Annotated in this window: 24 protein-coding genes and 1 tRNA gene; 11 read left to right on the top strand and 14 right to left on the bottom strand. The window is 38.7% G+C overall.

Going from position 1 to position 21,949, the window contains the following annotated elements; all coding sequences use genetic code 11:
- Positions 1-13: 13 nt before the first annotated feature.
- The 3 genes from PS1M3_RS15115 to PS1M3_RS15105 all read right to left on the bottom strand — a co-directional run bounded on the left by PS1M3_RS15115 (position 14) and on the right by PS1M3_RS15105 (position 4,367).
- Entirely contained in the window at positions 14-2,878 is a 2,865-nt protein-coding gene (locus PS1M3_RS15115; protein ID WP_203985287.1) for an ATP-binding protein, read from the bottom strand.
- Positions 2,878-4,140 (bottom strand): PotD/PotF family extracellular solute-binding protein, encoded by a 1,263-nt coding sequence (locus PS1M3_RS15110; RefSeq protein WP_203985285.1) that lies wholly within the window; start codon positions 4,138-4,140, stop codon positions 2,878-2,880. The genes PS1M3_RS15115 and PS1M3_RS15110 overlap by 1 nt, the downstream gene beginning before the upstream one ends.
- A gap of 151 nt (positions 4,141-4,291) precedes the next feature.
- Positions 4,292-4,367, bottom strand: a tRNA-Ala gene (locus PS1M3_RS15105).
- Between the two features lie 166 nt (positions 4,368-4,533).
- Here PS1M3_RS15105 and PS1M3_RS15100 point away from each other — a divergent pair.
- Positions 4,534-4,929: a hypothetical protein gene (locus PS1M3_RS15100; RefSeq protein ID WP_203985283.1), complete on the top strand. Its 396-nt coding sequence runs from the start codon at positions 4,534-4,536 to the stop codon at positions 4,927-4,929.
- A 2-nt stretch (positions 4,930-4,931) separates the two neighbouring features.
- On the top strand, positions 4,932-5,432 hold the full coding sequence (locus PS1M3_RS15095) for a prolyl-tRNA synthetase associated domain-containing protein (RefSeq protein WP_203985281.1): 501 nt from the start codon (positions 4,932-4,934) through the stop codon (positions 5,430-5,432).
- Here the strand turns inward: PS1M3_RS15095 and PS1M3_RS15090 are convergent.
- Positions 5,399-6,547 (bottom strand): MFS transporter, encoded by a 1,149-nt coding sequence (locus PS1M3_RS15090; RefSeq protein ID WP_203985279.1) that lies wholly within the window; start codon positions 6,545-6,547, stop codon positions 5,399-5,401. The two genes, PS1M3_RS15095 and PS1M3_RS15090, sit on opposite strands and share 34 nt — an antisense overlap.
- Positions 6,548-6,743: 196 nt before the next feature.
- Here PS1M3_RS15090 and PS1M3_RS15085 point away from each other — a divergent pair, with 196 nt between their 5' ends.
- The 4 genes from PS1M3_RS15085 (at position 6,744) to PS1M3_RS15070 (ending at position 9,897) form a co-directional block, all read left to right on the top strand.
- On the top strand, positions 6,744-7,283 hold the full coding sequence (locus PS1M3_RS15085; RefSeq protein ID WP_006791224.1) for a DUF2058 domain-containing protein: 540 nt from the start codon (positions 6,744-6,746) through the stop codon (positions 7,281-7,283).
- Positions 7,284-7,463: 180 nt separating this feature from the next.
- Positions 7,464-7,787: a c-type cytochrome gene (locus PS1M3_RS15080; protein ID WP_008128263.1), complete on the top strand. Its 324-nt coding sequence runs from the start codon at positions 7,464-7,466 to the stop codon at positions 7,785-7,787.
- A gap of 140 nt (positions 7,788-7,927) precedes the next feature.
- The gene (locus PS1M3_RS15075; RefSeq protein WP_006791222.1) at positions 7,928-8,695 is read left to right on the top strand and encodes a class II aldolase/adducin family protein; all 768 of its coding nucleotides are present in this window, start codon (positions 7,928-7,930) and stop codon (positions 8,693-8,695) included.
- Between the two features lie 26 nt (positions 8,696-8,721).
- Positions 8,722-9,897, top strand: a complete 1,176-nt coding sequence (locus tag PS1M3_RS15070) for a mandelate racemase/muconate lactonizing enzyme family protein (RefSeq protein WP_008128266.1) — start codon at positions 8,722-8,724, stop codon at positions 9,895-9,897.
- Between the two features lie 66 nt (positions 9,898-9,963).
- Here the strand turns inward: PS1M3_RS15070 and PS1M3_RS15065 are convergent, their stop codons facing one another.
- The 8 genes from PS1M3_RS15065 to zapB all read right to left on the bottom strand — a co-directional run bounded on the left by PS1M3_RS15065 (position 9,964) and on the right by zapB (position 15,693).
- Positions 9,964-10,338 (bottom strand): hypothetical protein, encoded by a 375-nt coding sequence (locus tag PS1M3_RS15065; protein WP_203985277.1) that lies wholly within the window; start codon positions 10,336-10,338, stop codon positions 9,964-9,966.
- Positions 10,339-10,389: 51 nt separating this feature from the next.
- Entirely contained in the window at positions 10,390-11,229 is an 840-nt protein-coding gene (locus PS1M3_RS15060; RefSeq protein WP_008128271.1) for an amidohydrolase, read from the bottom strand.
- On the bottom strand, positions 11,226-11,954 hold the full coding sequence (locus PS1M3_RS15055) for an SDR family NAD(P)-dependent oxidoreductase (RefSeq protein ID WP_008128273.1): 729 nt from the start codon (positions 11,952-11,954) through the stop codon (positions 11,226-11,228). The genes PS1M3_RS15060 and PS1M3_RS15055 overlap by 4 nt, the downstream gene beginning before the upstream one ends.
- 20 nt (positions 11,955-11,974) lie before the next feature.
- A complete protein-coding gene (locus tag PS1M3_RS15050; RefSeq protein WP_008128275.1) occupies positions 11,975-12,463 on the bottom strand; it encodes a peptidylprolyl isomerase in 489 nt (162 codons plus the stop codon).
- A 66-nt stretch (positions 12,464-12,529) separates the two neighbouring features.
- Positions 12,530-14,017, bottom strand: a complete 1,488-nt coding sequence (locus PS1M3_RS15045; RefSeq protein ID WP_033025226.1) for a LysM peptidoglycan-binding domain-containing protein — start codon at positions 14,015-14,017, stop codon at positions 12,530-12,532.
- Between the two features lie 55 nt (positions 14,018-14,072).
- Complete coding sequence (locus PS1M3_RS15040) at positions 14,073-15,095, bottom strand: MBL fold metallo-hydrolase (protein ID WP_008128279.1); 1,023 nt, start codon at positions 15,093-15,095, stop codon at positions 14,073-14,075.
- Positions 15,096-15,157: 62 nt separating this feature from the next.
- Positions 15,158-15,463 carry a cell division protein ZapA gene (locus PS1M3_RS15035; protein WP_006791214.1) on the bottom strand — a complete coding sequence of 102 codons (306 nt, stop codon included), beginning with the start codon at positions 15,461-15,463 and terminating at the stop codon, positions 15,158-15,160.
- Positions 15,463-15,693, bottom strand: a complete 231-nt coding sequence (gene zapB, locus PS1M3_RS15030) for a cell division protein ZapB (protein ID WP_006791213.1) — start codon at positions 15,691-15,693, stop codon at positions 15,463-15,465. The genes PS1M3_RS15035 and zapB overlap by 1 nt, the downstream gene beginning before the upstream one ends.
- A 448-nt stretch (positions 15,694-16,141) precedes the next feature.
- On the opposite strand from zapB, the gene PS1M3_RS15025 reads away from it, so the two are divergent.
- Positions 16,142-16,981, top strand: a complete 840-nt coding sequence (locus PS1M3_RS15025) for a 23S rRNA (adenine(2030)-N(6))-methyltransferase RlmJ (RefSeq protein WP_008128280.1) — start codon at positions 16,142-16,144, stop codon at positions 16,979-16,981.
- A gap of 94 nt (positions 16,982-17,075) precedes the next feature.
- Here PS1M3_RS15025 and PS1M3_RS15020 read toward each other — a convergent pair whose 3' ends face one another.
- Together PS1M3_RS15020 and PS1M3_RS15015 are read right to left on the bottom strand one after the other, a co-directional pair.
- A complete protein-coding gene (locus PS1M3_RS15020) occupies positions 17,076-17,642 on the bottom strand; it encodes an alkylphosphonate utilization protein (RefSeq protein ID WP_008130442.1) in 567 nt (188 codons plus the stop codon).
- Between the two features lie 74 nt (positions 17,643-17,716).
- Positions 17,717-18,466, bottom strand: a complete 750-nt coding sequence (locus PS1M3_RS15015; RefSeq protein WP_008130444.1) for an ABC transporter substrate-binding protein — start codon at positions 18,464-18,466, stop codon at positions 17,717-17,719.
- Positions 18,467-18,619: 153 nt separating this feature from the next.
- Between PS1M3_RS15015 and PS1M3_RS15010 the strand changes: the two genes are divergently transcribed.
- The 4 genes from PS1M3_RS15010 (at position 18,620) to PS1M3_RS14995 (ending at position 21,819) form a co-directional block, all read left to right on the top strand.
- Positions 18,620-19,891, top strand: coding sequence for an EAL and HDOD domain-containing protein (locus PS1M3_RS15010; RefSeq protein WP_203985275.1), 1,272 nt, complete (start codon positions 18,620-18,622; stop codon positions 19,889-19,891).
- 34 nt (positions 19,892-19,925) lie between these two features.
- Positions 19,926-20,687: an IS5 family transposase gene (locus tag PS1M3_RS15005; protein WP_024600859.1), complete on the top strand. Its 762-nt coding sequence runs from the start codon at positions 19,926-19,928 to the stop codon at positions 20,685-20,687.
- 80 nt (positions 20,688-20,767) lie between these two features.
- The gene (locus PS1M3_RS15000; RefSeq protein ID WP_006791208.1) at positions 20,768-21,385 is read left to right on the top strand and encodes a paraquat-inducible protein A; all 618 of its coding nucleotides are present in this window, start codon (positions 20,768-20,770) and stop codon (positions 21,383-21,385) included.
- A 59-nt stretch (positions 21,386-21,444) separates the two neighbouring features.
- The gene (locus tag PS1M3_RS14995) at positions 21,445-21,819 is read left to right on the top strand and encodes a hypothetical protein (protein WP_008130448.1); all 375 of its coding nucleotides are present in this window, start codon (positions 21,445-21,447) and stop codon (positions 21,817-21,819) included.
- Positions 21,820-21,949 lie beyond the last annotated feature (130 nt).

Below are 21,949 nucleotides of genomic sequence, written 5' to 3'. Positions count from 1 at the left end.
AATCACTCAATCATTAATGCTTTGTGTCTGCTTTATATGTTTCAATAATCGAAATTACAGACGGATAGTCGAAACTATTAATCGCCTCTATTAGTTTTGATAAGCCGTGTTCAGTATCATAGCTATTCGCTTCTAAATGCCTTTTTAGGTCGTTTGGGATAGGACGAGACGCTAATGCTAGTGAGTGAATCTCATTTATCACTACCAGCTCATCTTCGAGATTGTGTCGTTTCGGCTCTATATTTTCCAAATTGAGTGACGCTAATAATTCTTTAATAGAAAAAAGCGTTGCTGCCAAATTTTCTTTTAATAAATCTATATTAAGCGAGTTTTCCTCAAGTAGTGCTTTTTCAGTCTCTAATGCACACTTTTGCAGCTTCTCTAGCCCTAATGTACCCGCTAACCCCTTCAGTGTATGCACCGTTCGCTTTAAAGTAGCAACATCATTATTGTTTATTAATAAATCAGCCTTCGCTGAAAAGTTATTATTACCATCTATAAACCGAGTAAGCAATGTCATGAGTAAGGTTTCATTGTTATCAACGTTTTGCTTTGCTTTTACTAAATTTATTGTTTGCAAATTATCTCTACTTTTTAGGTGTTTATCTAAGCTTTCGTAAAGCGCGTCAAATACAATGGGTTTAACCAAAAAGTCATCCATACCTGCATCAGCGGCTGCTTTTCTATCTCTGGGCTCTACAGCGGCACTTAAAGCAATAATAGGCATATTGTAGCCTTTAGCTCTTAGCTCTTTTGTTGCTTCAAGGCCGTCCATATGGGGCATTTGTATATCCATAAATACAATATCAAAATGTTGAGCTGATACTTTATCTATAGCGTCTAGCCCATCGTTTGCAATTGTTGTATTAAGGTCAAATTTACCTAGCATTGCAGAGGTTATTTCTTGGTTAAGTTTGTTATCGTCCACAACAAGTGCTTTAAAATCAGTTAGTTTTGGCAGTGCTACCTTTGCAGGTAAAGGGTTATTTTTGCTAGCAGTGTTATTAATTAATTGCTGTTCTGCAATGGTGAATGGAAGAGTAAATAAAAACTCACTTCCTTTGCCAAGTTCGCTTTTTACTTGTATGTCACCACCTAATAATTTGGTTAGCTGTTTGCTAATCGTTAGGCCAAGCCCTGTGCCTCCGTACTTTCTTGTTGTACTTGAGTCGCCTTGAGCAAATGATTCAAACACCCTATCAGATTGGGCTTGCGTCATACCAATTCCGGTATCACTAATGCTAAAGCGCAACTGTACTTTGTTTTCTTTTTGAAAAATGACTTCTATGGTTAATGACACCTCACCCTTATCGGTAAACTTAATGGCATTACCAATGCAATTATTAATTATTTGATTTAGCTGTATAGGATCGCCTAAAAGGGTCAGGTGTCTGTCGGCATGCACAACACAATTTAGAGCTAGTCCTTTTTGTTGTGCATTAATCGAAAATAAATCTTGGACGTTAGATACGATCGTATCGAGTGTGAAAGGGATTTTCTCAAGTTTGACGTTATTAGAGTCGAGTTTTGAAAAGTCTAAAATATTGTTTAAAACTTGCAGTAAACTTTGCGCGCTGGAAAACGCTTTTTTAGCGTATTGCTCCTGCTTTGCGGGCATTTCACTACTTTGTAAGAGTTGAAGCATACCCAATATGCCATTCATTGGTGTGCGAAGTTCATGGCTCATATTAGCCACAAAATCAATTTTTGTTTTATTAGCCTTGTTTGTTTCCTCTATTGCTTGAGTAAGCTCTGTATTCATGGCTTCCATTTTTACATTTAAAGCGCGTGTTTCATCAAGTAATTGCTTCGTTTCCTCACTTTTTAAATAAAGTGTATTAGCCGCTTTTAACACAGATGCAATTTCGCTCAGCTTTGTATGCTTATTTTTTAGTGTTATTGGCTCACCTTCATTCATACTATTAAGTAGCAAGGTAAGCTGTGATAGGGGTTTAATAACAAAAGCAACAATAAAATAACAAAGCAGCAAAATAATAATCAGAATTAAAAAGGTAAACAGGCTGCTTTGCTTAGTTTTTTTTGTTAATTCGTTATTAAACTGTAATTTAGCCAAGTTTAGCTTTTCTTCTTCAGCGCTTTTAATTTTATTAGTTAGGTATAAAAGTTCGTTTTCGATCCCTGTCAGCACTACATTTACAGAGTACGTATAACTGCGAGTTAGAAGTATTAGTTGGTTATGTGTTTTTTTTAAATTAATTGTTTTATCAAGTAAGGAGTCATTAATAGCTGACATACGGTTAATTTTTGTGTGCAAAAACTCTAGATTTTGCTTCACATTTTGAGCTTCATCAAAATTAGGTTTATAAAGGTAGCTGACAGCTGCATGCTTAAGGTTGCTAATGGTTAGTAAAATATCATTGTATAGAATTTTTTTACCATTATTTGATACTGACTCAAGTGCCATTACCTTTTGTTGTAGCTCTTCAATGGGCAGCTTAAATCCAGATGAGTATATTTGCTCGCGCTTTTGTCTGTTAATAACTACTTTTTCAAATGTTGTTTCATAGTTTTTTAGGTGCTCGCTGAGGCGAGTAAGCATATTTTTATATTCAGGGGTTTTGTCTAGCGTGTTTAATGTTAATTGCCCTAAATGAATATTTGCTTGGTCTAAATATGTTTTAAACTTTGCAATATTATTTTTATTAGCGTCATCAATAAATGCAACGGCATGACTTTGTAAGGCGATGACATCTCTTTCCAGCTTTACTACAGCCTCACTTTGGCTAATTGCATTGTTTTGAATGTTTTGTAAGCTGGTTAACGACTCTTGCAAGTGGTTAAATAAATAACTTTGTAAAAGAAGCAGTCCAGCTAGTACCGCTAAGGTCGCAATTATTTTTGATTTAATAGAACGCATTAGCGACTTATTAACTCATACCACTTTTGTAAACTGTAGTCGTATGTTGGCATAACGGTATTCCATACTGCAACATTACTGAAGCGTTTAGTGTAACTTCCACCATTTCTTTGTTCGCCTTTTCTAACCGCAATATTACCATTTGTTTCTAGTAAATCAGTGCTTGCGATTTTGCCGTCATACCAATAGTCCCATTCATTCTGTGAAAGTAATGGTTTAGAACGCTGCGGATTGCTTATGTAATAACCTTGGCGAGCAATAAACGCACCTGGCCAGCCAGATAACCACCAATTCATATAATCGTAAGAAGCATCTTTCACACTATCATGCGTTTGTGATGACAAACACATTACACCATGCCAGCCTCTGTAGCCTTCTTTAGGTGCTGCAAAGCGCACATTTATGTCTTGGCCATTTAGCGCAGATACCGCAGGTGAAAACATGCTTTCAATATGAACGCGTTCATCTTTCATATACTGAACAGATTCAGGCACTGAGTTCCAATAACCGCTAAAGTGGCCTTGGCGTTTGAGCTCAAGTAGTACCTTAAATAAGTTATCCAATTCAATACGAGTCATTGCCCCTATATTGTTAATTTTCACAAGCCCTTTAGCTTTAGCAGCAAGCGCTAAGTCAAATAAACCAATAGTAGGCGCATTTACAATACCTACTTTTCCTCTATGTTGCTCATCCAGTAACCATCCCCAACTTTCAGTTTCATAGGCAATACCAGGTTTAATAAATTTAGTGTTATAACCAAAGGAGTCTACATTGTGCACGTAGGGTAAAAAGCTTATTAAGTCGCTTTCTTGCTCACTGAGTGTGCCATTGGGTTGTACGTTTAATATTTTGAAGGGAGCGTCACCTGCACCAATATTGGCATCTTCTGATAACTTTCCTGTTTTTGTAAGGCTATTTATTTCGTTAAAATAAGTAAGGCGTTTTTTTTCTATGGGTTGTATTGAACCTGCATTCCACAACACATTAATACTGTTTGACCACTGCTCGTATAAATCAAATGAGCTGGGGTCCATTGAGGCTCTTTGCAAAACAGCGGCACTGCCAGCGGGCGTAAATTCAATATTAATGCCTAAATCACTCATGGCTTGCTTACGAATTGCATCTTGTAACGTTACATGTGTGCCAAGCACTCTTATTGTGACCTTATTTCGAGCAAAAACATAAGGAACATGCGTTATAGCGCCTGCAGTTAAGCCTATAGCTGCAAGTTTTTTAAGTGTTGAGCGTTTTGGAGAGTCCATGATTTACCTAAGGCATTAATAGATATACAAGTATGTATAGCTAATAATTGATAAAGACTCAAGATAATAGAGATAAATGAAAAACAAAATAAAATGAATGAATTAGGGTGTTTTTTAAGTAAAGAATATATTTGAGAAAGGAGTAGGAAAGTGGTGGAGCTAAGCAGGATCGAACTGCTGACCTCCTGCGTGCAAGGCAGGCGCTCTCCCAGCTGAGCTATAGCCCCACATTCCTAGTTTATGTATAACATAAACGCTTGGCCGCTGAGTTCCAAGCGGGACGAACTTTAAGTTTTTTTATAAATTTGGTCAAGTATTTTTTCGCTAATTTTCACTGTTTAGATGAATTTTTGATAGACTCAGCTTAATTACTCATTAAAACGACAGAAAATAATGAAAAAAAGCGTTTTGGTACTGATGATTTTACTTTCGGGTTGTGCATCAAATGAAGAGCCGCCTTTTGAAATAAATAACAAACAGTTTTTTGAAAAACAAGATGAGCAAGGAAATAATGTATTTGCTTATGTTGTATCGGTTAAAGCTAAGCACCGTGAGAACTTTAATCTCGATCGTGGACGTAATAACAGACCTTCTCGCAGTGAAGTTAAGGACTATATTGAGCAAGAACACTTTGAAGAGTCGAGTGTGTTAAAGCTAAAACTAGAAGATCGGGCCGTTGAATTATTAAAGCAAGAGCTTACAACGCGTGAATACTGCGCTAATAATCATGAAATAACAGACGTTCTGTGGCGAGATCTAAGCGTGCAATTAAGAGGGCGTTGTTTGTAACTATGTTAGCGGACAAAACAAAATTAGAGGCGTGTTTAGCGCATTTAAATATTAATTACGATGTTATCGAGCACCCACCTTTATATACTAGCTTAGCAGCGGATGAATTATTGCTTGAACGCCCAGGTACCCGTTTAAAAAATTTATTTTTGCGTGATAACGAAGGTAAACGTCACTTTTTAGTAATTACAGCTCACAATAAGCAGTTGGACCTAAAAGCGCTTTCTAAACAGCAAGGTTTGTCGCGTTTAGGGTTTGCTTCAAGCGAACGTTTAGCAACTTATTTAAAAGTTGCACCAGGTTGTGTATCAATGCTTGCGCTTCTAAACGATAAACAAAATGCGGTAACAGTATGGTTAGACCAAGATATTTGGTTTGGGGAGTTATTTCACTGCCACCCCTTTGAAAATACGCTGACATGGATTTTGAGTAAATCAGACCTAGAAACCTTTTTTAATTATACGGATCATCAACCGCGCGTCATGTTTTTACCGTCAAGGTAAGCCCAGGTAACAAGAAAAAAGCCACACAAACAAACAACAAGTAAGGTAAACATAAATGCTGTTTGTCCGTACTGTTGATAAACTAAACCCGGTAATAGCGAGCCACAAGCCCCGCCACTGTAATAAAACGAGACATACCCTCCGTTTGTGACGCTTGGTGGTGCTTTACTTATTTGATTGACCAGTGGAGCTGCGGTTGAATGAATAATAAACATAGCCGCACAAAATAGCGTGAATGCAGTTAAAAATACGCTTAGCTGGTGGCTTATTAGCGCAACAATACTAAGGCTATAAAAAATGAAAGTCGCTGCTAATACGTGCCAAGCGGAAGGTGCTTTTTTTAGTAGCCAAGGCGTCGCAATAGATGCCAAAGCACCAATTAAATAGCCGCTATAAACTAATCCAATATCACGGGTGTTGGTAATTAAAAATGTTTTTTGCAGTATAAAAGGCAAATAATTAAGTAAAGCAGCAAAACAAAAAAACATACAAAACACAGCGCTGTAAACTTTTAAAAGAGGGCCTTCCTTAAGTTGTTTGATGTAATCTAGAGGTGATTTTGGAGCATGGGTGCTAAGGTTGTTGAATTTCTGGGGCTTTATTAATATGGCTAAAAAAACAAGCATAAAAGCAATTAAGTAATAAAAGCTTTGCCAATGCCATAAGTCACTAAACAGTGCAGCAAGTACTCTTCCAAAGTAACCACCTGCAATACTGCTGCCTATATAAAGTGTCATATTTTTTTGAAGTGTATCAGCGCTAAAGCTTATCCCTATGAAACTGGTCATGGCGGTTAATGCTGCGGGAAGAGTAAGGCCTTGTAAAAACCTTACTAACAGCAAGAGCTCAAAACTAGGCACCCATATAAATAGCAAGCAGCTAAAGCTCAGTATTATCATTGCAATGCGAAGTATTTTTAAAGGATTCTGTTTAGCTAAAAACAAGCCGTATACTAATGGTGCAATAGCGAGTGGCAGCATGGTTGCCGTCATAAGGCTACCAGCAACGGCAGGCGATACATTATATTCACTCGCAAATAAGTTCAGTAACGGTTGAGGTGCATAAAGCACAAAAAATATAACAATGGAGCAAGCAAGTAGATGAATTAAGCGCATTATTTGGCTTATGAGTTAGCTAGTTGGCTACTTAATTGTATTGAAAGTTAACTCTAATTGATAATTAAAAGTACGATTATTGCTTTATATCATGCTTAGTATGAAGGAGTTTGTTAGATTAATACCAATAGCACTGTTATTTAAACGCGTTGATGATTAAAATGAGCGTAATATTAGTTTTTACTGGAACAATGCCATGGGTTCATTACAAGACCAATTGCTTCAAGCAGGGTTAACAACATCGCATAAAGCTAAAGTTGCTAAATCAGAAAAACGTAAGCAACAAAAAAAACAAAAAAAGGGGGCGACAAGTAACCCTAGTGATCTGCAAAAGCATATTCAACAAACTAAACTTGAGCAGCAGAAAAAAGCAGAAGAGCTTAACCAAGTTCGCCAAGTTAGCCTTAAACAGCGTGAGCAAGAAGCGCGCGTTAAACAAATTTTAGAGCACAACAACCAAGATGCTATTCGTGGTGAGCGAACCTTTAATTTTACTTACGACAAAAAAGTTAAAAGTATTGAAGTGAATGAAAACACTCAAAAAGCATTGTCGGGTGGTCGTTTAGCAATTTGTGTCCTAGAAGGGCAGTTTTATGTATTAGAAGACGAACCCGCTCGCAAGGTGGCTGAAGTTGACGAAAAATACATTGTTTTTCATGTTGAAGCTGAAAATAAACCAAAAGATGAAGACGATCCGTACGCAGATTTTGAAGTGCCAGACGATTTAGTATGGTAACAATCAGTTAAGCGTCTGCTCATATTTATTTGCTAAACTAATTATGAGCATAAAACGAGCTAGCAGTGTAGGATTAAGTTGATCGTCTAGCATCGTTTCTAACGTATGCTTTTTATTTGATTGTTGACTACAATCAATTGAACAGTTTTTTCTAACCGTCAAAAAAGAAGAGTAAATACAATGAGCAAGATGAAAACACTAATACTAGGCGCGGGCATTAGTTTAGCCGCAAGTTTCTCGTTTAATGCAGCTGCTGCCGATGGCGCCGCTCTTTACACTGCAAAAAATTGTCAAACCTGCCATGGTGCAGATGGTAAAGCACCAATTATGGGTATGTACCCTAAACTTAATGGCCAAAACAAAGATTACCTAGTTGCGCAAATGAAAGACATTAAGTCGGGTGCGCGTAATAATGGTATGTCTATGGCGATGAAAGCAATGGTTGCTACAGTAACAGACGAAGAGTTTGAAGCTATTGCAGACTACTTATCTAAAGTAAAATAACGCAAAGCAGTTATTCGCCCTTTAAAAACAGCCACACACGTGTGGCTGTTTTTGTTTGTTGATTGCTATAAAGAACAGAGTGTTTTAGACTTCTAAACATCTATTCGCACTTGTTATGTGTGTATTTTAAAAGGCTTACTATGTTTGATTTACCCCAACTCGATTTAAAAAATAAAGTATCTGCTCAAGAGTGGCAACTTCGTGTCGACCTTGCTGCCTGTTACCGGCTAGTGGATCACTTTCGCTGGGGAGATTTAATTTATACGCATTTATCAGCGCGTTTGCCGGGCACTGACCATTATCTTGTTAATGCTTTTGGATTAACATTTGACGAAGTAACCGCGTCAAACTTGGTTAAGGTAGACTTAAACGGGAATATAATCGACGACACTCCGTTTAGCATTAATCCTGCTGGTTTTACTATTCATAGTGCAATACACGAAGTAAGAGAAGATGCGCATTGCGTTATTCACCTGCACACCAAAGAAACCATTGCTGTGGCTACGCAAAAAAAGGGCTTATTACCATTGAGCCAGTATTCTATGTTTTCATTGCCGTCGCTTTCATATCACGGTTACGAAGGCCTTGCAGTTAATGATGATGAGCGCAAAGTCCTTCAGGATGATCTAGGCTCAACTAATCACATGTTATTAGTTAACCATGGTGGGTTAACCGTAGGCCCTACTGTAGGCGATGCGTTTATGCGTTTTTACGACTTACAGCGCGCCTGCGAAATACAATTAGCGCTGCAAGCTAGCTCGCAAGAGGTAATTCCCGTGCCTCAACCAATTATCGACAATATTTATAATCAAGCCAATGTGGTTCATAGCGGCAGCACCGGAGGCCAGCTTGCTTGGCCTGCTATGCTACGTAAAGCGTATCGGCTTGATCCCAGTTTTGCAAAATAACCTTAACAGGTTAATAAGGAATTTTTATGAAGGTAAATCGCGTAGAAGTATTTGATATTCATTGTCCAGCGCGCCCAGCATGGACACCTGTATTCGTTCGCATTCATACTGATGAAGGCATTAGTGGTGTGGGTGAGGCGGGTCTTGCTTATGATTTAGGTCATAGCGCAGCTGCCGCCATGATCAAAGAAATGGCAGATGCTTTTTTAATTGGGCACGACCCGTTTCAGACAGAAAAGCTATGGTCTCGCATGTTACGAGAAAGCTTTTGGGGTTTAGGTGGTGGACCCGTTGTGTACGCTGCAATGAGCGCAATTGATACTGCGCTTTGGGATATTAAAGGTAAGGCGCTTGGGTTACCGGTATATCAATTACTTGGTGGTAAGGTTAACGACAAGCTTCGTACTTATGCATCGCAACTGCAGTTTGACTGGGATAGCGAATTTAAAGCGCTCGTTCAGCCACAAGAATATGCAGAGGCAGCATTAAAAGCCATAGCTGAGGGTTACGATGCAGTAAAGGTAGATCCAATTCAATATGATAAAGACGGTAATACCTATTACGACCGAACTAATATTATTTCACGCCCAGAAATGAAGTTGTATCGCGCGCGTATGCAAGCTATTCGTGAAGCCGTGGGTGATGAAGTGGATATTATTTTTGAATGCCATAGTTTACCGGGTGCTACATCTGCTATTCAAATTGGTGAAATAGCCGAAGAATTTGATTGTATGTACTTTGAAGAGCCTGTGAACTACTTAAATCACTCATTGCATGCCAAAGTAGCAGATAAAGTTAATGTGCCAATTGCAGGTGGTGAGCGCTTGTATAACCGCTGGGGGGTTCGTCCTTATTTAGAAGATCAGAGTATTGACGTACTTCAGCCCGATATCGGTTTATGTGGTGGTTTTACTGAAACTAAAAAGGTATGCGATTACGCTGATATTTTTGATGTACGCATTCAGGCGCACGTATGTGGTGGGCCAGTTGCAACGGCTGCATCACTGCACCTGGAAACCGCTATTCCTAACTTTTTAATTCATGAGCATCACACGTACGCAATTAAAAAGTGGAACCGCGAGTTGTGTTTACAAGACCCACAACCTAAAAATGGTTTCTTTGAAGTATCTGAAGAGCCAGGTTTGGGTATTGAGCTAAACGATGAGATTGTAATGCGGTCGCAACGTGTAGAAATAAAATAATAACTAAGCTTGTTATTATAACAGCCGGTAAGTGACTATTCACTTACCGGCTTTTTATTAGCAAAATTAAGGTTGTTCGTTAATTACGCACTCAACACCTTTGAGCTCTTGAGTTGCTTTGCTATCTACGTGGCGTATAAAGCATTGTTTGTTTTTTATCATCAGCTCAAATTGGTCGGGTGGATTAAGCTGATGACTTTTTATTATGTTATTTTCGTTTAAATTATTTAGCGTAACCACACTGTTTATTGTAAATACATCGTCATCTAACGTTATATTTTGCATATTCATAAGGGTATTGATTACTTTGTTAACTGCGCTTTGATTAGGCGCTAAAAGTAATGCATGTTGTAATTTTGGAGTGGGTTCAGCGTGTTGCGATACACAGCCACTTAATAAAGCGCACAAAGCTAAGCTCGAAATGAATAATGTGTTTTTCATAAAACCTACGCCATTTTAAGCATAATAAAATTTAAATATAACGACTTTTACTTACACTTGGTAGTAGTGCTTTGCATTTGCGTAGCTGAGCTTATGCCATAGGCTATGGCTATTACATAACGCATAATGCTGATGCCATAGGGCATTGTAATGCGTGTTTATTTGGCATACCGGAAAGTTACTAGCAAACATAATACGCTGCTCGCCAAAATGCTGTAAAAGCCACTTAAAGCAGGTTTCTTGTTGTGCTTGTGTCAGGTCTAATAATTCAAAGCCAGAAAACTTAATGGCAATATTGCTATATTGGGCAAGTAGTTCAACGCCTTTTTGCCAAGAGATCAAATCATCAGGCAACCCTGCATGGTTAAGAATAATTTGTAGGTGAGGTAATTGTTTTGCACAGTGAGCAATATGATTGGCCACACTAATATTGTGTAACTCAAATTGCGCTTCAAAATGCAATTTGTTTGCTGCTAATAAGTCAAGATTATGAATACAACGAGGGCTTTTTAGCCTTAATGCGTCATCCCCTTCGGTTATATCTCTAATACCACATAAGCTTGAATGAGCAAGCGCATTTAGTGCATTACTAAATTGCTCAGCAGGGGCATTTATTTGGTTAAAGCTAATGGCTTTAAATGGCATTTCACTTAAGTGCTTACTTAGCCAATTTAGCTCCTCAATTGGGGCTGAGTTATCAAAGCCTGCTTCTATGTGTACAAGGCCTTTTAATTTAAAGTCGGTACTGTTGGCAAGTTGTTGTGCGCTAATAGGCCGTTTTATTTTTTCTAAATTGGGCCACGCAGGAGGGTTACTTCCTTGTAGCCAAGTGTATTGACCATCAAGTAAATTAAAAAAATGAACATGCGGGTCAATTATATTTGTACTCATTGGGCTGTATAGCCGCCATCAATACTTTGTAAGCTGCCAGTAATAAAGCTTGCATCGTCACTTGCTAAAAAACTCACAAGAGCGGCTACTTCATCGGCTTGACCTAATCGGTTTAGCGGTTGAAGACTGGCTTCCTCTGCCACTATATCGGCTTTGTTTGCACCGCTTTTATCGCAGTAAGCGTCTATTGCGTTATGAAATAAAGGGGTTTCAATGGTGCCTGGACACACTGCATTAGCACGAATATTAAAGCGTGCATAATCAAGTGCCGTAGTTTTTGCCATTGAGGCGAGGGCATGTTTAGTGAGGTTGTAGGCAAATGAATTTTGCTTGGCAATTAATGCTTGGTCGGATGCTATTAATATAATAGAACCCGCATTATTTGCCTTCATCGTTGGGAGTACGCTTTGTACTGCCGCATAGGCGCCTTTTACATTAAGCGCAAATAGCGCATCGAGCGTTTGCTCATCAGTGCTTTCTATATTTGCGCTTAAGTGTTTTCCAGCATTAGAAACCAGTACGTCAATACGTTGAGATTGTTCATGTATCGTGTTTATCGAGCGGCGGACAGCCTCTACATCACTTACATCGCAATGATGAAAAACACCTACATCACTTGGTGTGATATCAAGGTTATGGACCTCATAGCCACTGGTTAGTAAGCGTTTTACTACCGCTAGGCCAATCCCTTTTGTACCACCTGTTACAATTGCAACTTTTGACATACTTGTTCCTTTTTCGCTAATTAGTGAGCGTGGCCACAACCGCCTTCAGCGTGAACATGGCCATGCGAAATCTCTTCGCTGGTTGCTTCGCGTACCGATACAACTTCAACATCAAATGTCAGAGTTTTACCTGCAAATGGGTGATTTAGGTCACAATCGGCATTAAAACGACCAACTTTAACAATAGTCACTTGATGACGGCCTTGGTTAGATTGAACCATTGCGGTCATACCTGGTTTCCACACTTTAACATCGCCTTGTAAATGCTTTAGTGGAATGCGTTGAATTAAGTCATCAACTCGCTCACCATAAGATTCACTCGGTTCAAGTGTTACACTAAATTTATCGCCGGCACTTTTATCTTCAAGGGCTTTTTCTAAACCCGCAAGCATACCTTCGCTACCATGGATGTAGCTAAGTGGTGCATCATTTACACTACTTTCAATTTTCTCACCCGCTTCACTGAGTGTGTAGTGAAACTCTACTGCCGAATTTTTACTAATTTGCATGCTGATCTCTTTCAATAATAACTATGTTAGGGCGTGATTTTACGCGAAATAGATTGGTTTATAAACTTAACGTGGTTGATTTAGTGTTTTTTGCAGATCAAGCAGTAGGTCTTTTTTGATTGGCTTGGCTTTAGGTTTTTCAGCTTGAGGAATAAAAAGTACTAGCTGACTGCCGGGCTTTAAAATACTTGAGGCTGATAATTTATTCCACTTAGCTAAATCGCTATGTGGTACGTCGTAAAGTTGGCTAATGCTCCACAGGCTATCTCCAGTTTTTACGGTGTAGTCGATTTCTATTGTTGGGATGACAATATCTTCTTGAGGTTCTAGATAAGGGCTTATTTTGTAATCTATGGTTAAAGAGCTTGGTAAGGTTTTGGGTTGCCCAACCAATAACTTTTCGCCTATACCAATAAAGTTATTGGCTTTGTTATTAAGCTGTTTAAGCGCTTTGACCGACATACTATAACGCTTTGCAATGCCATAAAGTGTATCGTTTTGCTTTACTATGTATTCACCAGCAAAGTTAGATTTAAAAAACTGACTTTTTAAAAGTGCCTCTTGGCCTATTGGCAGTAGTAAGGTATGTGGTCCGTTTGGCGAACTTTGATTTTTTAAATACCCTTGGTTAATTGCATGTAACTGCTTTGAGCCAATTCCAGACAGCTTAGCAATAACTGAAAAATCGAATTGCTGACCTATATTCATTTGTGTGGTGAGTGGTTTATAAGCAAGTTTTGGTTGCTTCATGCCTTTTTGTGGATGCTTAACTAAATAACTTAAAGCGAGTAATTTTGGTACGTAATCAGCAGTTTCTTTTGGCAAGCTTAGCGACCAAAAGTCAGTGCTTTTTCCTCGTTTTGTATTTTTCTCTATGGCCCGCTTTACGCGTCCTTCACCGCTATTGTAGGCGGCTAATGCATGTAGCCAGTTACCATTAAAGCGTTTATGTAAATAACTCAGATAATCCAGCGCGGCATCGGTTGAAGCAAGTACATCTTGGCGTCCGTCGTACCATTGATCTGACTTTATACCAAAGTGATACGCAGTTGCACCGACAAGTTGCCATACGCCAACAGCTTGCTGCGATGAGGCAGCTGTAGGTCTAAAGTCACTTTCCACAAAAGGCAGTAACGCTATTTCCATAGGGAGGTTTCTTTGCTCTATTTTTTTTACAATGTGGTATAAATAGGGTGCTGCACGCTTACTTACCGTGGTTAGGTATTTAGGCTGTTTTAGATACCACTTAATGCGTTTTTTTAAAGCCCGATTTTGATAAACCGTAAAGTGTAAGTTGTTAGCAATGTGCACCCATAAATCAGTCGTTTTTGGTGGGCGCTTTTTTACGACTCTATTTTTAACCTTTAGTGGCGTGCTTTGTTCTTCAATAAGCAGTGCTTGTTGCTTTTGGGGTATCGGTTCATCTACGTTTTGGTGATTAGCGTAATCAGGCTCAAAATGAGTAAATATTTGAGGTGCCTCAGCCTGCTTTTGCTCAGTTGATTCACAACCAAACAAAAAAAGTACTAAAAAGCATAATATCAAACTGCGCATAGTGATCACTTGAATAAATTCCTTTTATTATTTTAACACAATCCGTTGTGTTGGGTTATTGTGAGCTTTTAGCGCGATTGAGTCCTGCTTGTAAAAAAAACTGGCTCGACTTTTGGTTTAGTGTGTCTTGTTGATAAGGAGCGAGCACATTTTGTGGAAAAGATTCTATGAGTGCTTCAGTTGTTAGGTTTTGATTACTTTTGACGTGTTCAGTCAGGGCATTTAAAAATGCCAGTGGTTGCTTTAGTTGTTGTTTATTTAGAGTATCACCATGGCCTGGTATAATGAGTGATAGCTTTTCATTACTTATGTATTGTTTAAGCAACGTTTGCCAGCTTTTAAGTTCACCGTGGCCTGGGTAAGGCAGCCAATCAACAATATCACCACCAATTAACGTGCTCCCATTGTTTGTAGTAATGGTTAAATCACCCGTAGTATGCGCTTTGTGTGGTGTGATATTTATTTCAAAGTTCCCTAAATTAAGCGTTTTACTTACTGCTAATGCTATTTTTGGTGGATTAAGCTTATATTCGCGCCAGCGAAAAAGTCGTGCTTTAGCCAGTTCTAGCTTTTCTCGCCATGCTGTTTGTTCTTCTTTGGGAATTGAAGCTAAACGCTGATAACTCAGTTCAATGCTTTTTTCATAGCTGTCGAGTTTATTGATGTAGGCTTTTTGATAGGTTTTAAAATCAGCGCTCACTTGCTGGTGGGTAATGAGTTTAGCGTTTGGATAGTAGTGTTGAACCACCGCCATGCCCAGTAAGTGATCGTCGTGATAATGAGTTGCAACTAAATAACAAAGAGGCGTTTTAAGACGTTTTTTTAGTTCAACAACTAGTTGTTCAACACCGGCAAAATTCCCGCTGGTATCAACAAGTAGGGCGCATTCAGCGCCTTCAATCAAAACTTGGTTTGAGTCGTAAAAGCGTAAATCGTCCTGTTGTTTTAAAAATTGGATATTGTTATTAATAGTTTGCCAGCTAATAGCTGCATTTGAATTGGCTGTGGCAAAAAGTAAACCTATCATCAGGAGTGTATATTTTAACGATGAGTGAATAGTGAGTAAGGAGTACTTCATTTGCGATCTCTTGCAGGCCATTTATTACCCTAATGATAAACAAAAAGCGCAGGTTGCGCTTTTTATTTTTTTTGTTCGGGGTCACTTGCCAAATGTTGGCTGAGTTTATCAACAAGTTGGTCTTGGTGTTGCTGCTCAACAGTTGCTTGTGTTTTTGCTTCAAGCAAATCGTGGCTTAAATTAAGTGCTGCCATAAGCAATGCTTTTTGATCGTTTCGAACGGTTGAACGCTGTTTCATTTGTTCAACTAAGTCGTTTAGATTTTTAGCTGCTGCTATCAATGCCTCTTCTTGTCCTTGCGGACAAGCAAATTGCTGCTCTTTACCTAGCAACTCAACAGTGACCCGCTGGTTTTGCAGCTCAGACATTAGCTAGCCTGTTGTGCGCTTTGTAATTTATCAAGCAAGCCAGTTAATGTTGTGCTGGCATCTTTTTGCTTTTCTTCGTTTTCAAGCGCTTCTAGTTGTAAAAGCTCATTATCATCAGCAAGTTTGCTGTTTTGTTCTTTTAAGCTAGCAACATCAGTTTGTAATTGATTATTGCGTTCAATAAGTGAATCGATCAGTTGTTCGAGTTGTTGAAGAGTATTGTTGTCCATAAGGCGCTCATATAACTGTAATTAATGTCTTGCAAATGTAAAGCAAAGTACATTAATTTACTAGCATTTACGCGAGTTTTAGCTGATTTTTCTTCTTTGTTAAGGGATAATTCATACAACGTGCTTTTTTGTTCATATATGGTTCATTTAAACACCCTTTATCCAAGAGGTTGTTGAATTTTGCGGAATAAAGTTTGTTCAAACTAGGGGGTATTTAATCGTGGCGCGAGGTTTGTAACTTAGTGGACTCGGTAACTGCTCCCGCGTTATTCTACCGGCTTAAATTCATGTAAGTATAACCGCACTATGTAGGCTCTACTTTGCCTAAATATCAAACAGGCCGCTTAAACTTTAACCTCGAACGGTTAACAGACCCTAGTGCAAGTTGCTAAAGCCCAGTGATTATGGTTCACTTGCGATATTAAATTGCGTATGGCGAAAATAAATAATGCTTAGTTACAGACACTCATTTCATGCGGGTAATCCGGCCGATGTTCTAAAACATCTTGTATTGGCTGAGGTGCTTAAATATCAAACAGTTAAGGATAAGCCGCTAGATTACATTGATACGCACTCTGGCGCAGGCTTTTTTGAACTCGCAGCAGCTGATGCTCAAAAAACGCAAGAATACCAAGACGGTATTGAAAAGTTGTGGGCGCACACAAGTGAGCATGAGGCACTTAACGAATACATTGACCTAATTAAATCGTTCAATAATACGAGTGACCTCGATTTTTATCCGGGTTCACCAAAAATTGCTGAACATTATTTACGTCGTCAAGATAAAGGTTGGTTTTTTGAATTGCACCCAAGAGACTTAGTCTTGCTAGAAAGTAATATGCAGGGTAAGCGCTCTATTCGAGTGCGCGGTGAAGACGGGTTCACTGGTTTGGTAGGGCTACTGCCACCTGCGTCTCGAAGAGCGTGCGTATTAATCGACCCACCATACGAAATTAAAGATGATTATGAACGCGTTGTAAAAACATTAATTAAAGCACATCAACGATTTGCAACGGGTACTTATATGATTTGGTATCCAGTTGTTGATCGGGAGCGCATTAACAATATGGAGCTGGGTTTAATTGATTCCGGTATGCGAAATATTCAGTTATTTGAGCTGGGAACCGAGGCCGATACTGACGTTCATGGCATGACTGCATCAGGTATGATAGTGATTAATCCGCCATGGAAGCTTAAACAAACTATGGATAATGTATTGCCTGAGCTAGTGTCATTGTTAAGTGAACCTACTGGCTTTTATAGGTGTGAGCAACTGGTTGACGAATAACCACTACTTACAAAAATGCCCAGCACTGCTGGGCATTTTTGTTCTAACTTATTACTCACAGTTAAAAGCGAAGATAGCGTGAGTTATTGACTGCCTACTTTTTAACAAACTTAGTTAAAATGACAATGCGCTGGCCATCAACACGCCCTTCAATGTGCTCAGGGTTACTGGTTAAACCAATGTTGCGCACCGCAGTACCACGTTTTGCTGTAAGGCTACTGCCTTTTACATCTAAATCTTTTATGAGTGTCACGGTATCGCCAGCTTGAAGAACCACGCCATTACTATCGACATGTTTAACATCGTCATCTTCAGCAAGTGCTTTATTAGCCCAAGCCAGAGTCTCTTCTTCTAGATATACCATGTCTAGCGCATCTTGTGCCCAACCGTTATCAGGTGCTAAGCGCGATAGCATTCTATAGGCAACAACTTGAACCGCAGGTGTTTGGCTCCACATGCTGTCATTTAAACAATGCCAATGCGTCGGCGTTACATCTACGGTGTTTTCAATTTGTTCTTTGCATGTTTTGCAAGTGTAAATGCATTTGTCTGAATGTGTTTCGGTTACAGGTGGAACTTCATAAACAGATAAGTCATTGGTAGCTGCACACAATTCACACTGGTTGTTGCTGCGTTCAATTAAGGCTTTTTCAATACTCATAGGACTACTTTTTTGGTCGGGTTAATATTTTTGCATAGTATAACTCAGCGCACTGGGTGTGTGTTATAAATCCCTTAATTTTGTATGGGTATTTCTTTCATGTATTTTTCAGCTATGTTGTTTATATAGCCAATGCTGTGGAGGTTTTTTATTACTTTATTAATGATAGGCATTAAGTGCTTATGTTTGCTAAGTAGGCGAATTCTCAAAAAACCATGAGAATATTGAGCACCAAAACCAATGTTGATATTAAGTTTTTGTGACCAATATAAGGTTGGCAACTCACCTATTATGGCAACATCTACTCTTTTTCGAACTAGCGCCTCTATGAGTTCTTTTTCCGAAGGAAAATCAACGCGTTTAAATGTATCAGCATTGTGATAATAATAACCTAATACTGTGCCTACATTTTTACCCTCCATGTTGGACACATGTTGCCATTTTTTTGTGTTTTCGGGCAGCGTTACAAGCATTTCTGTTACTGTAATTAATGGGTCAGAAAATACATATTTGGTGTTGGTTCTTTCACTTTGAGGTAGCCAATCAAGCGAGATCACATCAAAGTCAATAATCCCTTCATTAAGGTATTTAGTGATTCGCTTTGCAGGTAGCGATTCATGAGAAGCAGAGATATTAGCGTCAATCAGTACTTTTTCAATGATTTCTGGTAACACTCCCGGGCGTTTAGGATTGTTGGTGTAGAAAGGGTAATGACTTCCAGATGAGCTAATGTTGTACTTTAGGGTATTGTTGCTTTGTGCTGCAATATTAGGAAGCGAGCTCAATGCTAAACATAATATCAATAACCACTTTAAAATAAGCAAACCCGCTCCTGTACTACGAACTTTTTTATTAGTTTTATTTACTTTGCAAAATTTTGCAACGATTAAGATGCATTTACTATACTTTTAATCTCTAACATAGATTAGACTCAAAAGATTAGCTTTAATTTTGCACAAACTTATAGGTGAATTCTATTGAACGTGTCTGACACCCCGTCGTTAACACCTACGTTGACACAATATGTTGCTAGGCAACCAATATTTGATGCTGACAAAGCTGTGTTTGCTTATGAGTTGCTTTACCGAAACTCCGCAAATAATGCGTTTCCTGTAGGCACTAGCGATGAGCACGCGACCAGCCGTTTGTTTTTTAATACCTTAATGCTAGTTGGCGCAGAAAAGCTTACAGCTCACCAACTTGCTTTTGTAAATCTTTCTACAGACGCCTTACTGGATGAATTCCCCAAACTATTAAACGCTGAACATACTGTAATTGAAATTGTTGAGCGCACGGTAAACATTGCAGCGGTTGCTAGTCGTATTAAAGCGCTGAAAGGTCAGGGTTATGTATTTGCACTGGACGATTATGACGGCGATGAAAAATGGGAGCCGTTACTCGCCCTTGTTAGTTATATAAAAATTGAGGCTGAAGAGCCTATTATTAAAACTAATATGCGGGTTAAAAAGCTGAAACGAAGTTACCCTCATTGCAAAATAATAGTAGAGCGAATAGAAACTTACGATCAGTTTATAAACTTACGTGATGCAGGTTGTGATTATTTTCAGGGATTCTTTTTTGCCCGCCCAGAAATGCTAACTTACAGTGGGGTCGATCCTTCAAAAGTTACCGTTTTCGAACTCCTTAAAGCAATAGCAAAAGAATCGTTATGCTTTGAAGAAATTCATCAGCGTGTAGCTAAAGATGTAGGAATAACGGCGCGAATTTTACGTTTGGCAAATGCACGTTCTAATAATAGTAATTTAGTTATTACGTCCATATCGCAAGCTGTTGTTTATTTAGGTGAGGACGTAATTCGTCAATTTGTGCGTGTATTAGCTGTTAGCGATTTAGGAATAGATAAACCAACAGAGTTGACTAAATTTGCTCTTGTACGCGCTCGGTTAATAGAGCTTATATTAGCTGAAACAAACAAAAATTTATCTCAGCAAGGTTACTTAGTGGGTTTGTTTTCGATGCTTGATGCGATATTAGATATTGAGCTAGCAACTATTGTAAAAGAGTTTACGCTAGATAAAAGCATAACAGATGCTTTGCTACTGCAAACCGGTTTGCTAGGCGATTGCTTATTACTGGCAAAAGCGATTGAAACTAAAAACTGGGCAGTGGTTGAAACACAACTTAAGTTGGTTAACCCAGAGATGGAAATAGAAAAAATATACAGCTTTATATTAGGGCGTGTTGATCTTTGTGGTATGAAAAACAAACAGCATGAAGATAAGGTATAATTGAATTCGCCAGAAAACTTTACACCGAACCTACATGCCAAGATTAATGCTAACAGACGGGACATGGAATGTCTTATCAAAAGTAATGTACTTAAGTGGTCGAATTTATAATAAGCCCGACCATAGAAAAACGCTCGAAGGCATACTGTATAAGATGCGCACAGGTATTCCATGGCGAGATTTACCTTCTGATTTTGGCCGTTGGAGTGCTATCTACAGACGGTTTAATTTATGGTCCAAAAAAGGGATTTTGAATGAACTGTTTCGCGCATTATCTCGTGATGCGGACATGGATTGGGTCTTCATTGATGGCAGTATTGTCAGGGCTCATCAACATAGTTGCGGTGCAAGAACTGCTGACAATGAATCAATTGGAAAGAGCCGAGGTGGAAATTCTACGAAAATTCATCTTGCAGTCGATAGCGGAGGGTTGCCTGTTTATTATGAATTATCCTGTGGAAATACGCATGATATCGTCCATGCAGAGTCACTCGTAGCTAATTGCCCAACAAGTAATATGGTTGTCGCAGATAAAGGCTACGACAGTGAAAAACTGAGAGCGTTTGTTCGTGATAATAACGCTACACCCGTTATTCCACGTAAGGGCAACAGTTTAGTAGGCAATGAAGATATTGACTGGTGCATGTATAAATATCGGCACTTGGTTGAGAATGCATTTGGCCGTATTAAGCAATATAGAGGGATAGCCACGCGGTATGAAAAGCTTGAACGAAATTATCATTCAATGCTCGCTTTAGCATTTACTATGATGTGGCTACCAATGTGGGCTGATTGATATATGTACTACAAAGATCAACAGCCCCTAGAGTCAATGCTTTATAGTGATGATGTAATAGAAGTTATGAGCGAATAAGTATGCGTAATTTTTTATCTGTTGTAAGTGTAGTTATTGCTTTATGTTTGTTATTTCCGGGTATTACAAAACCCGTGCTAACAATTGAAGGGAATATTGATAAATCAAAACTTGCTCAAGCGGGGATTGAAATGTTAGCTGAAGAGGGCGATGGCCGAACGCGCAGCATGCTAATGATGTTTTCAAACATGTTGGGCCTGGATAAGTTAGACGGTGAGATTAGCGCTTATAGCAAAACGCAAAGTATTTACGGCACTATCACAGACCTAGCAAATAATAATAATTTACTTGTGGCTGCCTTGGTTGGTCTTTTTTCAGTTGTGGTGCCAAGCTTAAAGCTATTATTACAGCTACTGTATTGCTGCTTACCAGTTAATAGACTTAAGCAAGTATGTGGCAATATTGTTTGTGCACTCAGCAAATGGAGTATGGTTGATGTATTTGTAATAGCATTAATTGTTACGTATTTAGCGGGCAATGCACACGGTAAAAGTGGTGAATTGCTTGTTATGAATGCACAATTTGGTGAAGGGTTTTGGTATTTTAGTGGCTATTGTATATTTACAGTAATTGCCAGTTATTTAATTAAACCCCAAACCAAACTACAAAACACGCCCTAAATTATTTGTAGTCGTTTATAAGTTACTTTAAAATCCCCTTTTTTGATTGAGGTACTATTTTGCAACGCTTGTACACTATTTTACTTACGCTTACTTTACTGCTCACGTTCGTGGGTCAGTCTTTTGCGTCTGTAGCAAGTGAATGTGAAATGCCCCATCAGTCTAATGCTCACGTTAATATGCATTTGGGCAATAGTAGCGCAGAGAATAACAGCGCTCACCATTCCATGATGCAAATGGATTGCTGCGATGATGAAGCGACTGCTCAAAATGAATGCAGTTGCCCTGTTAATGGCTGTACGGCTAACTCAATGCTTAATGTCGATATTCTAATACTTATTACAGTTACAAGTACTGAAAAAGTTAATACATGCGAATCGCGTGCTCAAACAACCTCTCCCAAATCACTTTACCGACCTCCAATGTTTGCTTAAATAGCAGGATAGGTGTGTTTAAATTTTATGGAACCTCAAGCTGATTTTTATCTTTTGAAAACGTGATTAGTTTTCGTATTAGGTGCGGCTGATATAAACACCTTTCTTGCCAATTTAAATTTTTTATTAA

Source organism: Pseudoalteromonas sp. PS1M3 (assembly GCF_016865405.1).
Taxonomy (GTDB): domain Bacteria; phylum Pseudomonadota; class Gammaproteobacteria; order Enterobacterales; family Alteromonadaceae; genus Pseudoalteromonas; species Pseudoalteromonas marina.
The sequence above is the reverse complement of the archived record's forward strand: the minus strand, read 5'-3'. Positions and strand labels throughout refer to the sequence as shown.

What these genes read in the sequence shown, in the direction of transcription:
- PS1M3_RS15020 (WP_008130442.1), bottom strand. Translation starts at nt 17,642, where the DNA reads ATGAGTATTGAAAAAGCCTTAATTGAACGCAGCAACAACCAGTGTGAA.
- PS1M3_RS15090 (WP_203985279.1), bottom strand. Translation starts at nt 6,547, where the DNA reads ATGCGCTTAATTCATCTACTTGCTTGCTCCATTGTTATATTTTTTGTG.
- PS1M3_RS15055 (WP_008128273.1), bottom strand. Translation starts at nt 11,954, where the DNA reads ATGTCAAAAGTTGCAATTGTAACAGGTGGTACAAAAGGGATTGGCCTA.
- PS1M3_RS15025 (WP_008128280.1), top strand. Translation starts at nt 16,142, where the DNA reads ATGCTTAGTTACAGACACTCATTTCATGCGGGTAATCCGGCCGATGTT.
- zapB (WP_006791213.1), bottom strand. Translation starts at nt 15,693, where the DNA reads ATGGACAACAATACTCTTCAACAACTCGAACAACTGATCGATTCACTT.
- PS1M3_RS15050 (WP_008128275.1), bottom strand. Translation starts at nt 12,463, where the DNA reads ATGCAAATTAGTAAAAATTCGGCAGTAGAGTTTCACTACACACTCAGT.
- PS1M3_RS15060 (WP_008128271.1), bottom strand. Translation starts at nt 11,229, where the DNA reads ATGAGTACAAATATAATTGACCCGCATGTTCATTTTTTTAATTTACTT.
- PS1M3_RS15100 (WP_203985283.1), top strand. Translation starts at nt 4,534, where the DNA reads ATGAAAAAAAGCGTTTTGGTACTGATGATTTTACTTTCGGGTTGTGCA.
- PS1M3_RS15095 (WP_203985281.1), top strand. Translation starts at nt 4,932, where the DNA reads ATGTTAGCGGACAAAACAAAATTAGAGGCGTGTTTAGCGCATTTAAAT.
- PS1M3_RS15080 (WP_008128263.1), top strand. Translation starts at nt 7,464, where the DNA reads ATGAGCAAGATGAAAACACTAATACTAGGCGCGGGCATTAGTTTAGCC.
- PS1M3_RS15085 (WP_006791224.1), top strand. Translation starts at nt 6,744, where the DNA reads ATGGGTTCATTACAAGACCAATTGCTTCAAGCAGGGTTAACAACATCG.
- PS1M3_RS15115 (WP_203985287.1), bottom strand. Translation starts at nt 2,878, where the DNA reads ATGCGTTCTATTAAATCAAAAATAATTGCGACCTTAGCGGTACTAGCT.
- PS1M3_RS15045 (WP_033025226.1), bottom strand. Translation starts at nt 14,017, where the DNA reads ATGCGCAGTTTGATATTATGCTTTTTAGTACTTTTTTTGTTTGGTTGT.
- PS1M3_RS15070 (WP_008128266.1), top strand. Translation starts at nt 8,722, where the DNA reads ATGAAGGTAAATCGCGTAGAAGTATTTGATATTCATTGTCCAGCGCGC.
- PS1M3_RS15035 (WP_006791214.1), bottom strand. Translation starts at nt 15,463, where the DNA reads ATGTCTGAGCTGCAAAACCAGCGGGTCACTGTTGAGTTGCTAGGTAAA.
- PS1M3_RS15005 (WP_024600859.1), top strand. Translation starts at nt 19,926, where the DNA reads ATGCCAAGATTAATGCTAACAGACGGGACATGGAATGTCTTATCAAAA.
- PS1M3_RS15000 (WP_006791208.1), top strand. Translation starts at nt 20,768, where the DNA reads ATGCGTAATTTTTTATCTGTTGTAAGTGTAGTTATTGCTTTATGTTTG.
- PS1M3_RS15110 (WP_203985285.1), bottom strand. Translation starts at nt 4,140, where the DNA reads ATGGACTCTCCAAAACGCTCAACACTTAAAAAACTTGCAGCTATAGGC.
- PS1M3_RS15075 (WP_006791222.1), top strand. Translation starts at nt 7,928, where the DNA reads ATGTTTGATTTACCCCAACTCGATTTAAAAAATAAAGTATCTGCTCAA.
- PS1M3_RS15065 (WP_203985277.1), bottom strand. Translation starts at nt 10,338, where the DNA reads ATGAAAAACACATTATTCATTTCGAGCTTAGCTTTGTGCGCTTTATTA.
- PS1M3_RS15040 (WP_008128279.1), bottom strand. Translation starts at nt 15,095, where the DNA reads ATGAAGTACTCCTTACTCACTATTCACTCATCGTTAAAATATACACTC.